Below are 14,126 nucleotides of genomic sequence, written 5' to 3'. Positions count from 1 at the left end.
AGCAAATAGCGTCATCTGTGTCCGTTCAAGAGCGGGTCATAAAGAAGGGCTGTCCCAAAAGACATGAGAAAAATGACTTTTAGGACAACCCCTTTTTTGCTGATGTAATGAACTATTGAGGTATTATGGCACAAGATAGATCACATCTATAAGAGCTGCATGAAGGAATAGACGGCGACCGTTCCGATGGCGACTCCGATAGCGAAGAGGAGCTTGTGCTTGCCAGTGTTCGGCGGCTCAACGAGCTCTATCGGATTCAACTCATTCTGGCTCTGCCCCGACACGGCATCGTCTTCATATGCGTATCGAAAGCTGACCTGTTCGACCACAATATCCTTCTGAAATGGAAATTGCTTATGTGATATGCGTACAGCCTCCGGAGCGCTCTCCGCCTCAACGTATGCGATTACTCTACTAGGTTGACGCTTGCGCAATTGGATAACTGCGAATTTACGTATAATCATCTCTCACTCTCCATTAGTTAAGCTTACACTCGTGCATTATAAATGATCCGCTATAGAGCGTATCTCCAGGCGATCGCAGCCCCTTCTATTATCATAATGCTATTCTCGCAGAAAGTCATTCCACGCCGACTACTTATCGCTGGTTCCAGGCTTCGTATCGTTAATCAATCGATTTCGGGCAGCGCCTAAACCGAATATAAACAGCAGAACGCTTGATGCAAATAAGTAAATGAGCGATAGGCTCCAATCCCCAGTCACATCATGCAGCATGCCGAAGAGCAGAGGGCCAGTGGCTGCTAATATATAGCCGAACGATTGCGCCATGCCGGACAATTCGGCCGCTTCCTGGGCTGTGCGCGTGCGCAATGTAAAGAGCATCATCGCTAAGCTGAAGGAGGAGCCTCCGGCTATGCCGAGAATAACAGCGCTCACGGGGATCACCCAGCCGTGACCGAAGCTGAATCCAGCGATGCTGATGAAGTAGCACGCACCGAAGAAGACGACAAGCTTCCGTTGGTCTTTCATACGGCTCGCAATAATAGGTGTGATGAAGGTCATCGGAATCTGGGCAAATTGCATAAGCGATACCATCCAGCCAGCGGAAGATGGCGTGAATCCGCGATCTATGAGCAAGTCAGGGAACCAAGTCACGGTTATATAGAAAATGACCGACTGCACACCCAAAAACAAGGTAACTTGCCAAGCTAATGCGGACTTCCACATGCCACCCATTTTCACCTTAGAAGTAGAAGCGGCGCTAACAACAGCCTGACCTCGCAAATGCGGGATCCATAATAAGATGGTCGCAATCACGATCAGTCCCCAGAAGGCCAGAGATCCGTTCCAGCCTAATCCCAATTGCTCAGCGAGCGGCACGCTTAATCCCAATGCAACAGCGGCGCTTAAGTTCATCGAAGCGGTGTATATGCCTGTCAGCAGTCCGATGCGATCGGGGAATTTCTGCTTGATGAAACTGGGAAGCAGTACATTTCCCAGAGCAATCGCTGATGACAGTACAGCTGTCCCGATAAACACCGGAATCGTGCTAGGAATATAGCGGATTGCAATTCCAGCTGTCAGCAAGAAAAGAGCGCCAAATAGAACGCGTTCCATTCCATATCTGTGAGCCAGCCTAGGCGCAAGTGGAGAGATAAAGGCAAATGCAAGGAGCGGTACAGTTGTTAAGAACCCCGCTAAAGTATTGGAAATGCCTAGAGAATCACGAATCGTGTTAAGCAGCGGCCCAACGGATGTAAAAGGTGCGCGCAAGGTTGCCGCAATAAACACAATGCCCAATATCAAGATCCAGGCGGGCTGTGTTCGCGATTGCTGTGCGAGTGAAACATGGTTCTCTCGATTATGCGATGGCTGCATAGCAAGTGAGTCCTCCTCAAAACGGTATATGTAGGACATTAATACAAGTACATAGAGCGGTCAAGTGAGAGACTTGAACTGTCAAAGAATGTGATGGATTGCACTTTACAATATTAGTCAAAAGTGATATCATATGAATATCAAATAAATATTAAAAGTAAGGAGCCTGATGATCATGTTCAAAGAGGAAAAAAGCACAAGTTTGAATGGATTTATTGCTCTGCTAATCGTATTGGCAATGGGAGCGGCTGGCGCGTTTATGATAAGCATTGAAACGGCACCCTCGATTATTACAGGGATCGTGGCTATCGTCATTGCGGTATTGTTGATGACTGGCTTAACTGTTGTACAGCCGAACCAAGCGCAAGTCATAACTTTCTTCGGTCGTTATATGGGTGTCATTAGAAATAGCGGTTTCTTCATGACGGTTCCACTCTCAACACGCAAGAAGGTATCCCTGCGAGTGCGGAACTTCAACAGTGCGAAGCTGAAGGTCAATGATGTGGAAGGCAATCCGATTGAGATTGCGGCAGTGGTTGTATTTTCGGTAGTAGACTCAGCTAAAGCCTTGTTCGAAGTGGATGAGTATGAAACATTTGTCGAGATTCAAAGTGAAGCGGCTCTGCGCCATGTGGCAAGCAAGTACGCTTATGATTCGAATGAACCGGATGGCTTCTCCTTGCGAGGCAATGCGGAGGAGATTGCTACCGAATTGACGGAAGAATTGCAGAACCGCCTGTCTATTGCCGGCGTGAAGATTATTGAATCGCGTCTGACGCATCTGGCGTACTCCACGGAGATTGCCAGCGCTATGCTGCAGCGTCAGCAGGCTGCGGCGATCATCGCGGCTCGCGAGAAGATCGTTGACGGCGCAGTTACAATGGTGCAGATGGCAATCGAACGTTTGCAAGCGGATGGCATTGTCGCGTTGGATGACGAGCGTAAAGCGGCGATGGTTAATAATTTATTAGTAGCAGTAGTATCTGACCGATCTGCCCAGCCGGTCATCAATACAAGCTCCATCTACTAATGGGAGCGGCTATTCACGATGGCAGGTAAGAAGAAGAGCTTCCCACTGCGCCTTGATCCGACTGTATATGAGGCTTTGGAGCGCTGGGCAGCAGATGAGTTCCGAAGTGTGAATGGTCATATCGAGTATATATTGAGGGAAGCCTTGCGGAAACAAGGCAGGCTTTCTTCGTCAAGGAAGCAATCCGAGGATGAGGAATAGCGGCAGGTGTTAACCGGGTACCCTGGATTGGCGGGACAGCAGCTGATTCAGGGTACCGGTGACAAATAGCAGAATGGCTAATCTGCTGCAATCTGAATCATCTAGGAAGGGAAGATCATGATGGAACCGAAGGTGAAGAAGAAGCCTATCAGCAAGAAATGGTGGGAATCAGCAGGCACCCAGCTGTTAAAGCAGTATGCGGAACAGTACGGTGGCACATATTTCCCTAGTAAGTTAAAAGGATGGAGCTATATATCCGAGCATGTGCAAGTGAATGACCCTACAGGGCATGGATCATATACGATATCCTTCAAATCAAGCGGTAATTCCAGCTCATCCAGCAGCTCGGATATGATAGAGATCAAATATACGTTTCGCCCGCGTCGCAAGCTGGAGTTTTTCCTGATCTCTGCGAAGAGAGCCATGTTTTCGTTTATGCATCGAGATATGCGTCCCGTAACGATGCCTGATTCGGCGATGAGTAAGTTGTTTAAAGGCATGTCTACGCATCCCAGCCTACTGCGTACCGTGTTGAAGCATGACGGTTTGTCTGATGAGCTCATGCCTTACTTCTCTGCAACGATTCGCTTGCGAATTAATGAGCATAAGGCTACATTAAGCTGGACTGAAGCTCATAAGAAGCCGGATCTTCAAGTTATACACGAACGCATGAGAATAGTTCAACTATTCGTCCAGGCTCTGCGTGAGCAGAATGTCATACATGAACTATAAGGATTCGTTCTACCATTTATACGATATACCCTGCTGGAAGCAGCTCTAGATGTGGACAGCAGGGAACGTAATCTTATTCAGCAGGAAGTGATCATCGTTCTGCTGCGATTCCTCATGCCCTGTTTCCTCTCAATTTCGCTTCTCCTCTAAATGCACATTTTAACAAGGATACAATATACGGATATAGCAACTAATGGGTTAAAATTCGACGAATTACTAAAATAAGGATTGACAATTGGTAAACACAGTTAATATACTGTGTATATAGATATATACAGTAATCACACTGAATCGATCATATGCACAGTCATAGGATCGAAGGATACCTGTTGCATGACTAGCGGAGTAACTCGAGAAAGTGGAAGAGGAGTGAGCTTGATGGGAAAACGTTGGCAGGATGCATGGATGCTAGTGAAAACAGATCTTAGCCGTTTTAAGCTGGGCACATTGTTTACTTTCATATTCAGTGCGTATATGTCACTATGTACAATGTTTGCGGTTCAGAGTGTGGTGTCGGGGGAGAGTGTCTCTAAGCTCTCGTTCATTTTCCTAGACTTTATGATGTTAATAATCGTAAGTAATCTCGGATGCGTGTTCAATCGAAGAGCCTTCCGATATTGGTCAGAAGATTCCTATCGTAAGTATCTGTTGAAGGTGCGGTCTTTGCCGATTGATCTTCATTCCATCGTGTTGTCGCGGTACATTTCGATGGGGATATTTACGTTGATAAATAGTTTTGTTTTCTTCACTATTCAGTATTTTGCAATAAGCAGTCTTAGGGATGGGCTAAGCTTGTCGCAATTTCTAGCGTATGTCTTTGTTGCTATCGTGTACTCGGTTATGATGCATTCCTTCTTCGTCGTGTTGGAATGGAGCTATAGCGGTAAGAAGTACTTTGTATTCGTGATGGCAATCATTATTACAATATTGCTCGTAACGATAGGAATTGGATTGACAGGTAACAGCGTATTCTTGACCCTTATCTATGCAGTCCGGCATTGGCCGCTCATAACGACGATTATTGCATTCGTACTGCTGACCCAGATCATCCCATTTGGTATGCGAATGTCGCTTCATACGCTGCGAAAGGTGGATCTGATGTGATGACGCTGTTCTGTAATGATATAGGGGGTGACGCAGCTTATGTTTATACCAATACAGGTTGATGAGAATCGTGCAGAACCACTATACTCCCAGATTGAAACCCAGCTTAAGTCGATGATTCTGAGCGGTCACCTTGAAGTAGGGACCCTGCTGCCTTCTATACGTGAGTTTGCCAGTCAGCTTAGCTGCAGCATCATTACGATCAGGCGGGTCTATCAGGATCTGGAACAGGAAGGACTGTTACGTACGAGACAGGGTACAGGCACGTTTGTAGCGGAAGTCAGACAGGGTGAACGCGAGCAGTATCGCAAACAAGCTGTAGAGGAAGCATTGCAAGCAGCCGTTGATGCGGCGAAGCAGATGAAGTTGACGGAAACGGAATTGAGAGCCAGCTTCGAACAGGTTCTGAGAAGCAATTGGAAAGAGGGCTGAGAGGAGTGCTGGATATGATGGAGGAGACGATCCTTTCATTTGAACAGATCGAGAAGCGTCGCCATAACTTGCATATTGGCCCGTTGAATCTTAAGGTTCCAGCTGGCTGTGTGACAGCGATCGTAGGCATGAATGGTTCCGGCAAGAGCAGCCTCGTGGGCATGATGCTGGGTACTGTTCATCCTGATCAAGGTGCGATATTCATCAAGGATCAACGATATGATATGAGTCAGGATCGCGAATGGAAGCAGCGGCTCGGTTATGTAGCAGAGCTGCCTAACGGCGAAGATGACGATCAGACGCCGGAACAACTGGCGAAGCAGTATTCCTATTGGTACTCGACATGGGATCAGCAGTGGTATCAGAAGCTGATCGCACGTTATGAGATAGATTCCAGAACGAAGCTTAATAAGATGTCGAAGGGAATGCGGCGCAAGGCTGAGATCATACTGGCCTTGTCGCATCGCCCGGAAGTGCTTCTGCTGGATGAACCGACTTCGGGACTTGATCCGATCTCGTGGCGCATGATGATTGAGGATCTGCAGCAGTTGCTGCGCGATGGCAAGCATACGATTATTATCGCAACGCATGTCATTGAGGAAGTAAAGCGGTTAGCGGATTATATCTTGTTCCTGCATCGAGGGAAGGTTCTTACACTGATAGAGAAAGATGCGCTGTTCGATGCATGGAAAGAGTATTGGCTCGAAGGAGTTATGGCAGAAGATTTATTAGGCATGCCGGGCTTGGCCGCTGCTGTACAGGAACGCCATCTTGTACGGGCGGTAGCCTATGATGCGGCAGTATTGGAACAACATTTTCAAGAGCTAAATATAATGCCAACTCGTACGCAAGCAATGCCGCTGGATGAAGTCATGTACTATCGAATTCGGATGGAAGACGAGAGGAGAGAGCTGTAAGATGAAATCGTTACAGGTACAACAAATTGTTAAGCAGTACGGAGACAAGACAGCTGTCAACGGACTGAGCTTCGATGTAGAGGAAGGCGAAATCTACGGATTGCTTGGTGCGAACGGTGCGGGCAAGACAACGACGATGCGCATGGTGTTGGGACTTATATATCCAGATGAGGGAACTATCTTGTACCGCGGCAAGCCATTCAATAAAGAGCTTGAGAAGATCTTCGGCTACTTGCCAGAGGAACGCGGATTGTACCCGAAGGTGAAGGTGAACGAACAGCTAATCTATCTGGCGCAGCTGCGCGGCATGAGTCGACGCGATGCAGATAAGAGCTTGAAGTATTGGCTGGAACGCTTTGGTGTGCCGGAGAACTATAACAAGAAGATCGAGGAGCTGTCCAAAGGTAATCAACAGAAGATCGGCTTCGTCGCCTCTATTCTGCATAATCCGAAGATCGTGATCATGGATGAAGCGTTCAGCGGCTTGGACCCTGTTAACGTGGAGCAGATGAAGGAAACGGTTAAGGAGCTGCGCGATAAAGGAACGAGCGTGCTGTTCTCCACGCACCGGATGGAACACGTCGAAGAGCTGTGCCGCAACATGTCGATCCTGCGTCGTGGTGAAGCGATCTTGCAAGGCAGCATTCGCGAATTGAAATCGCGCTATCCGCGTGAGCAGGTTATACTGCGAACTTCAGGCGAAGTGACTGGCCTTGAAGCTATCACTGGCGTACTGGAAGTGAAGCGGACGGATGACGGCTATTCGATTAAGATAGCAGATGAAGCGGCAGGTCCACGTATACTGGACGCGGCGATGAAGCAAACGACGCTTAGCCACTTCGAGATTAAAGAACCGACATTGAATGAAATCTTCATTAAAACGGTAGGAGGCGACTCCAATGCGTAATATTGGTACAGTTATTCGCTTTACACTAAGAACGAAGATGATGACGAAATCGTTCATCGTAACGACGGTTATTCTTGCGCTGCTGATGACAATCGGCGTGAATCTGCCTTATGTTATCTCGTTATTTGATAAAAATGAGCCAACGAAGCTTGGTATGTTGAACGGTGGTTACCCTGCAATTGAAGAAGCGTTCAGCAAGACGCTGCAAGAGCAGAACAATCCGGATCTGCAATTGCTGCCCGCTGTAGGCTCCGAAGACCAATTGAAGAAAGACGTTGAGGAAGGCAATATTGATGGCTATCTGAAGTTCGTGAAGCCGGAAGCGGGTACAGAAGAATCATTCCCGCAGATCGTGTATACAGGTAAAGACAGCTTAGGCATGTCTGATGAAATGATGCTGACGAATCTGCTGACGGTCTTTAAGACCCAATGGGTAGTGAAGGATTCATTGACCGATATTCAGAAGCAGCAATTGAATGAGCCTGTTTCCTTTGTGAAAGTTGAGCTTGGAGGCAAGGGAGGCTCTGACGAAGCGGTGGATTCTGCGCAGAAAGAAACGAACAAAGGCGTATCCATTATCGTGGTTACGGTGTTGATTGTCCTGTTCTTCATGACGAACATGATGACAGGCAACATGATTGCATCTGAGGTAACGCAGGAGAAGAGCTCGCGCATCATGGAAATTCTGATCACAAGCGTTTCACCTCTTGCGCAAATGTTCGGTAAGATCATCGGAATGTTCTTACTCGGAATTATCCAGATCTTTGTGTTCTTTGCGGTTATTATTGTTAATCTGCTGCTGCCGCACAATTCGAGCGCGCTTAAGGCACTCAATGTTGATGTAAGTATGATTGATCCGACTGTGGTTGGGCTGGGCTTATTATTCTACGTACTAGGATACTTCCTGTATGCAACGCTCTTCGCGGCAGTTGGCTCGATCGTCAGCCGCACAGAGGACCTGGGTCAAGCGATCATGCCGATCACGATGCTGTCGCTGGTGGCGTTCTACATCCCGATCTTCAGCGTATCGACTCCAGATTCGCTACTCGTGAAGATCGCGTCCTATGTACCGTTCTTCTCGCCAACGACGATGCTGCTCCGTATCGGTATCGGTGAAATAGCGTGGTGGGAAGTTGGAGTATCCATCGCGATTCTGTTTGTATCCATCTTGGTATGCGGCTGGTTGTCGGCGAAGATCTACCGCACGGGCGTGTTGATGTACGGCAAGCGTCCAACGTGGAAAGAGATTGGCAAGGCGATGAAGGCATATAAGATTTAGGTAGTAATAAGTAGCTAGGTTGTGAGACAAATCAAAACACCTTCAAGAGAAATCTCCCATGTCGTAAGATATGGAGACAATATTGGAGGTGTTTTTGCATTGGCTACAAGAGTAAGTTATCCCGTAGAAGTAAAGATGCAAGCGCCTATATTCCTACCGATTCATCTTAATGTTCATATTTGCATATATAATATCTGCAAGTGTTTATATATTTTTCGTTTTGTGTTTTACTTATTGCGAGGTGAACACGATGAACAAATTAAACCTGCAGATTAGATATAAAAAGCTCTGGATTCGTCTTGCTGAACGGGATATGAAGCGGACTGACCTGTTGACGCTTGCTGACATCAGTCCCGCTACGCTCGCAAAACTCGGTAAAAACGAGCCTGTAAATATGATGGTACTGCTTCGTATCTGTGAATCATTATCCGTTAACATCGGAGATGTTGTGGATTTTGTTCCGTCTGAAAGGGAGGCAGTAAAATGAATTATCATATTGCAATTTGTGATGACAGTATAGCAGATGCCCACTACATCTCCGATCTTGTTACTGCTTGGGGAAAAGCATCAGGGAACAGGGTCAGCATCAAAGCCTTTTCATCTGCAGAAGCTTTTTTGTTTCATTATGCAGAGGATAAAAGCTTTGATATTCTGCTACTGGACATCGAGATGGGTGCTATGGATGGCGTTGCCCTTGCCAAAGAGGTACGAAAGAGTGACGAAGCTGTTCAAATTGTTTTTATCACTGGCTATTCTGATTACATTTCAGAAGGATATGATGTGTCAGCACTTCATTATTTAATGAAGCCGGTTCATAAGGAAAAAGTGTTTGAGATCTTGGACCGGGCAATGCAAAAAATGAAGAAAAATGAGCGAGTTCTAATCCTAGAGTCGTCTGGTGAAATGGTGCGTATCCCTCTCTATGAAATACGTTATCTTGAGGTGCGCCAAAACTATGTAACGATTCATGCCAGGAAGGATTATACCGTCAAAAAGACCCTCGGAGAGTTTGAAGCAGAAGTAGATGAACGATTCTTTCGTGTTGGCCGGTCATTTATTGTTAATTTGCTGTGCATCAACCGGATTACCAAAACAGAAGTGTGCCTCTCAGACGGTGCGGTTATTCCCTTGCCGAGAAAACAGTATGAGCAACTCAACAGAGCGATCATTACACATACTTAAAGGAGCAGGGCTATGTTTATATTGTCAAAGCAGATCGATAAGCGAATCGCGGCATATCAGCGTGAGTTAATAGAAACGCATTATGCTGAAGTAGAAAATATATACAACCAAATACGCGGCTGGCGTCATGATTACCGTAACCATATTCAGACTATGAAGGCATATGCCGCTTCTGGGAATATGGAAGCCATACAAGTGTACCTTGATGCCCTGGATACCGATTTATCCGCAATTGACACGGTTATCAAGACAGGCAACGCCATGGCAGATGCCATCTTGAATAGTAAAATTTCCCTTGCACAATCAAAGCACATTACGGTTCGAGCGGATGCACACATTCCGCTCACTCTGACAACCTCTGAACTCGACTTATGCGTGATCATTGGCAACTTATTTGATAATGCGATTGAAGCCAGCCTTGCGCTACCCGAAGAACAGCGACTCATCCGCGTGTATATGGATATGAAAAATACACAGCTATACATATCCTTCACCAATTTCACAGCTTCAAAGAAGCTCACAAAAATAGGTGGGAGATTTCGCACAACTAAGGGTGACGGACATGGGTTCGGACTTGTACGAATTGACAATATAATAGATAGGCTTGACGGATACATTAGCCGTAACAGCGAAGACGGAACATTTACTACTGAAATACTGTTGCCGCAGGTTTGCAATTCGTCCCCCCGTTTCGACGTTTCATCCCCAGAATAAATATCGATAGGTTCTTGTGGTAGGATTCTGATGAGGTGATGAAGATGAACAAGAACACAACTAAAAAGTCAAAGGTGCAACCTAAATACAATCTGTGGCAAAACTCCGCATATATGATAAGTGAGGCATGGCGGGTACGCAAAAGTGTGTTATACCTATGCTTTAGTCTTGTTATTCTTGCAGTAGCCACTAGTCTTGCGGAATTGTTTATTGCTCCAGTTATCTTGCGGAAGGTTGAGGAGGCAGTCTCACTGCAAGAATTGATGATCACGATTGTAGTGTTTGCGGCTGTGCTATTGGTACTGGCAAGCTTAAAGGCTTATGCTTCGACCAACTCACTGTTCGGCAGAGTCGAAGTGAGACTAAACATCGTACACAAGATACACAACAAGGTTTCCACAACCTCCTTTCCAAACACAGAAGATACTGCCGTATTAAAAAAGCTGGAAAAGTCCAACGTAGCGGTTAGCAGTAACCAGCAGGCTACGGAAGCCATATGGAATACCTTGACCGATTTATTGAAAAATATCATCGGGTTTATCATTTATCTGATATTACTCTCTTCATTGGATATTGTCCTGCTCTTGGTTGTGTTGATTACTACCGTGGTGGGATATGTTGTAAACAGGCGAATCAACGAGTGGGGCTATCGTCATCGGGAGGAAGAATCCGAATACTCCAAAAAAATGACGTATGTTTGGCGAAAAGCAGAAGAGCCTGCCTTGGCAAAAGATATTCGGATCTTTGGAATGCGCTCTTGGCTTGAGGATGTTTACAGCGGCACTTTGCGTTTGTACGAAGCGTTTATTACTCGAAGAGAAAAAGTATACATATGGGCTAATGTGATTGATGTGATCCTGTCGTTGCTCAGAAACGGAATTGCTTACTTCTATTTAATTGCCATGACAATCAATGCAGGATTGCCAGCATCGCAGTTTTTGCTATATTTCACCGCAGTCGGCGGCTTTACGGCCTGGATTACCGGTATCCTCAATGGCTTTTCCACTCTGCATACACAAAGTCTTGATATTTCCACAGTTCGGGAATACCTTGAAACGCCGGAGCCATTTCGGTTCTCAGATGGTATGCCCCTGTCGAGAGAAGCTAATCGATCTTATGAAATTAAGCTTCGGAATGTCAGCTTTCGATATCCCAGTGCAGAGCAGGACACCATACATAATTTGAATTTGACGATCCAGGCAGGAGAGAAGCTGGCGATTGTTGGTTTGAACGGCGCCGGGAAAACGACGCTTGTCAAATTGATTTGCGGCTTCTATGACCCCACTGAGGGAGAAGTCTTGCTAAATGGAGTGAATATTCGAGATTACAACCGATTTGACTATTACAACTTATTCTCTGCGGTATTCCAGCAATTCTCGCTGCTAGAGGTTACACTTGCGGAAAATGTGGCACAGTCGGATGATGATATCAATTGGTCGCGAGTTGAGGAGTGCATAAATAAAGCGGGGCTAGCTGCAAAGGTAGATAGTCTTCCGGATCGGTACAATACACACATTGGGCGGCAGGTATTTGAAGATGGCATCGAATTCTCTGGAGGCGAGATGCAGCGACTGATGCTTGCACGGGCGTTATATAAAGCTGCCCCAATTATCGTATTGGATGAACCGACCGCAGCATTAGACCCAATTGCAGAAAATGATATTTACTTGAAATACAATGAAATGACCGCTGGGTGCACCTCGGTATACATCTCCCATAGACTTGCATCCACGCGCTTCTGTGATCGCATTATCTTCCTTGCAGAAGGGAATATTGCCGAAGAAGGAACACACGATGCGCTTATGGAGCAAGGCGGAATGTATGAGGAGCTGTTCGAAGTCCAAAGCAAGTATTACAAGGATACAAAGAAGGGAGTGACTATTAATGAAGAATAAAGCAGATAAAGTATCGCTTCGCGAAGCTCTCACATTACATATCCGGGCGTTTAAAATTCTAAACAAGCAATGTCCGGGTATGTTTCTTTCTTCGTTGATTTGCTCAATTATAGGCTCTGTCACTCCCTATATCGGAATTTATCTTTCGGCACAGATTATTAACGAGCTTGCCGGAGATCGCAATCCTGAATTACTCTGGAAGCTTGTCATCATTACGATCGTGTCCACTGCGGTATTGACACTTCTGAATGCGGTCTTATCTCGGTGGAAAAATTGTAGACACGCTGCTTTCTGGTATAACCAGAATAAAATCTATACAGATAAGATGCTGAGTATGGATTTTTGCGTATTGGATGAACAACTCACACATGATCTACGTTCGCAGATATCTCAAAATCAGCAGTGGTCAGGGTGGGGAATCGGCAAAATTGTTGATTATTTTGAAACAATGATGAACTCTATTATTAGCATCGGTGGCGCAGTTGCCTTAACCATCAGTCTGTTCACGTCAGATGTTCCTGCTGAAGCGGGTAAATTGACAATTCTGAATCACCCTTTATTTGCTGCAGCCCTTATTGCCATCCTGTTTCTTATTACATTCCTTGCTCCTATATGCTCCAATAAAGCTAACAGCTACTGGGCAAAGCAAGCGGATGACGCGAAACTGGGAAATCGCTTCTTTGGATTTTTTGGCTTTATGGGTCATGATCGTCGGCGTGCGCTTGATATCCGTATGTACAATCAACAGATTATATGTGAAAGCTATTCCAAGAAATGCAAAAGCTTTACACCTGGCTCCCAAATAGCGAAATATGCTTCAGGACCGATGGGGTTATTGAACGCTGCCAACGCAGCTGTCACCACCATTTTCACCGGTGTTGTGTACGTTTATGTTTGCCTGAAAGCATGGGCTGGAGCATTTGGTATCGGATCGGTGACACAGTATATTGCTTCAATTACAGCCTTGGCCGGTGGAGTTGCGGCGCTCCTTGCGGCCATCGGCGACATGCGTAATAATACCGTATTTCTGCGTACAACTTATGAGTTTCTTGATATTCCAAACGATATGTATCAAGGCAGCTTAACCACAGAAAAGCGATCTGACAGAAATTATGAAGTCGAATTTCGTGATGTTTCGTTTAAGTATCCGAGTGCTGATACCTATGCGTTGCGCCATGTTTCCATGAAGTTCAACATTGGGGAGCGTCTCGCGGTTGTCGGAATGAACGGATCCGGCAAGACAACCTTCATCAAGCTGCTCTGCCGCTTGTATGATCCGACAGAGGGAGTTATTCTGCTCAATGGCATCGACATCCGCAAATATAATTACGATGATTACATGGCGATCTTTTCTGTCGTGTTTCAGGATTTCAGGCTGCTGTCATTTCCGCTAGGCCAAAATGTTGCTTCCAGTAAAAGCTACGATAAAGCTAGGGTTATGGATTGCCTAAATAAAGCTGGCTTTTCAGAAAGACTGGATGAGATGAAAGGCGGAGCTGACACCTATTTGTATAAAGATTTTGATGACGAAGGTGTGGAGGTCTCCGGTGGCGAAGCACAAAAGATAGCGATTGCTCGTGCGCTTTACAAGGATGCGCCGTTTATCATTATGGATGAACCTACTGCAGCACTTGACCCCATTGCGGAGGCAGAAATATATCAGAAATTTAGTGAAATCGTCGGGGATAAAACAGCAATATACATTAGCCACCGTCTGTCTTCCTGCCGCTTCTGTGATGAAATCGCCGTGTTCGAACAAGGATGTATCGTTCAGCAAGGCAGTCATGAACAGTTAATAATGGATGAGAGCGGTAAGTATTACGAGTTGTGGGATGCGCAGGCGCAGTATTATAAGTGATAGATTTTATAAGCAAACTACCGACAGAATTGGTCGA

Annotated in this window: 15 protein-coding genes; 13 read left to right on the top strand and 2 right to left on the bottom strand. The window is 45.9% G+C overall.

Annotated features, from left to right (window positions below):
• Positions 1 to 146: 146 nt before the first annotated feature.
• Entirely contained in the window at positions 147 to 464 is a 318-nt protein-coding gene (locus ACXX53_RS13275; protein WP_458569133.1) for a hypothetical protein, read from the bottom strand.
• A gap of 129 nt (positions 465 to 593) precedes the next feature.
• A complete protein-coding gene (locus tag ACXX53_RS13270) occupies positions 594 to 1,838 on the bottom strand; it encodes a CynX/NimT family MFS transporter (RefSeq protein WP_458569132.1) in 1,245 nt (414 codons plus the stop codon).
• 175 nt (positions 1,839 to 2,013) lie between these two features.
• Between ACXX53_RS13270 and ACXX53_RS13265 the strand changes: the two genes are divergently transcribed.
• The 13 genes from ACXX53_RS13265 (at position 2,014) to ACXX53_RS13205 (ending at position 14,089) form a co-directional block, all read left to right on the top strand.
• Positions 2,014 to 2,868: an SPFH domain-containing protein gene (locus tag ACXX53_RS13265; protein WP_458569131.1), complete on the top strand. Its 855-nt coding sequence runs from the start codon at positions 2,014 to 2,016 to the stop codon at positions 2,866 to 2,868.
• Between the two features lie 18 nt (positions 2,869 to 2,886).
• Positions 2,887 to 3,069: an Arc family DNA-binding protein gene (locus ACXX53_RS13260; protein WP_458569130.1), complete on the top strand. Its 183-nt coding sequence runs from the start codon at positions 2,887 to 2,889 to the stop codon at positions 3,067 to 3,069.
• A gap of 117 nt (positions 3,070 to 3,186) precedes the next feature.
• The gene (locus tag ACXX53_RS13255) at positions 3,187 to 3,801 is read left to right on the top strand and encodes a hypothetical protein (RefSeq protein ID WP_458569129.1); all 615 of its coding nucleotides are present in this window, start codon (positions 3,187 to 3,189) and stop codon (positions 3,799 to 3,801) included.
• 378 nt (positions 3,802 to 4,179) lie between these two features.
• A complete protein-coding gene (locus ACXX53_RS13250) occupies positions 4,180 to 4,905 on the top strand; it encodes a hypothetical protein (protein ID WP_458569128.1) in 726 nt (241 codons plus the stop codon).
• A 39-nt stretch (positions 4,906 to 4,944) separates the two neighbouring features.
• Positions 4,945 to 5,337 carry a GntR family transcriptional regulator gene (locus ACXX53_RS13245; RefSeq protein ID WP_458569127.1) on the top strand — a complete coding sequence of 131 codons (393 nt, stop codon included), beginning with the start codon at positions 4,945 to 4,947 and terminating at the stop codon, positions 5,335 to 5,337.
• Positions 5,338 to 5,354: 17 nt separating this feature from the next.
• Positions 5,355 to 6,254: an ATP-binding cassette domain-containing protein gene (locus ACXX53_RS13240; RefSeq protein ID WP_458569126.1), complete on the top strand. Its 900-nt coding sequence runs from the start codon at positions 5,355 to 5,357 to the stop codon at positions 6,252 to 6,254.
• 1 nt (position 6,255) lies between these two features.
• On the top strand, positions 6,256 to 7,161 hold the full coding sequence (locus tag ACXX53_RS13235) for an ABC transporter ATP-binding protein (protein ID WP_458569125.1): 906 nt from the start codon (positions 6,256 to 6,258) through the stop codon (positions 7,159 to 7,161).
• Positions 7,154 to 8,440: an ABC transporter permease gene (locus tag ACXX53_RS13230; protein WP_458569124.1), complete on the top strand. Its 1,287-nt coding sequence runs from the start codon at positions 7,154 to 7,156 to the stop codon at positions 8,438 to 8,440. The genes ACXX53_RS13235 and ACXX53_RS13230 overlap by 8 nt, the downstream gene beginning before the upstream one ends.
• Positions 8,441 to 8,690: 250 nt before the next feature.
• Entirely contained in the window at positions 8,691 to 8,927 is a 237-nt protein-coding gene (locus ACXX53_RS13225; RefSeq protein ID WP_458569123.1) for a helix-turn-helix domain-containing protein, read from the top strand.
• Positions 8,924 to 9,622, top strand: coding sequence for a LytR/AlgR family response regulator transcription factor (locus ACXX53_RS13220; protein WP_458569122.1), 699 nt, complete (start codon positions 8,924 to 8,926; stop codon positions 9,620 to 9,622). Before ACXX53_RS13225 ends, ACXX53_RS13220 begins: the two co-directional genes overlap by 4 nt.
• A 12-nt stretch (positions 9,623 to 9,634) precedes the next feature.
• Entirely contained in the window at positions 9,635 to 10,336 is a 702-nt protein-coding gene (locus tag ACXX53_RS13215; RefSeq protein WP_458569121.1) for a sensor histidine kinase, read from the top strand.
• A 44-nt stretch (positions 10,337 to 10,380) separates the two neighbouring features.
• Positions 10,381 to 12,231 (top strand): ABC transporter ATP-binding protein, encoded by a 1,851-nt coding sequence (locus tag ACXX53_RS13210; RefSeq protein ID WP_458569120.1) that lies wholly within the window; start codon positions 10,381 to 10,383, stop codon positions 12,229 to 12,231.
• The gene (locus ACXX53_RS13205) at positions 12,221 to 14,089 is read left to right on the top strand and encodes an ABC transporter ATP-binding protein (RefSeq protein WP_458569119.1); all 1,869 of its coding nucleotides are present in this window, start codon (positions 12,221 to 12,223) and stop codon (positions 14,087 to 14,089) included. The genes ACXX53_RS13210 and ACXX53_RS13205 overlap by 11 nt, the downstream gene beginning before the upstream one ends.
• Positions 14,090 to 14,126: the final 37 nt, after the last annotated feature.

The sequence above is a fragment of the Paenibacillus marinisediminis genome (assembly GCF_054343325.1).
This window is presented reverse-complemented; position numbering and strand designations above follow the sequence as displayed.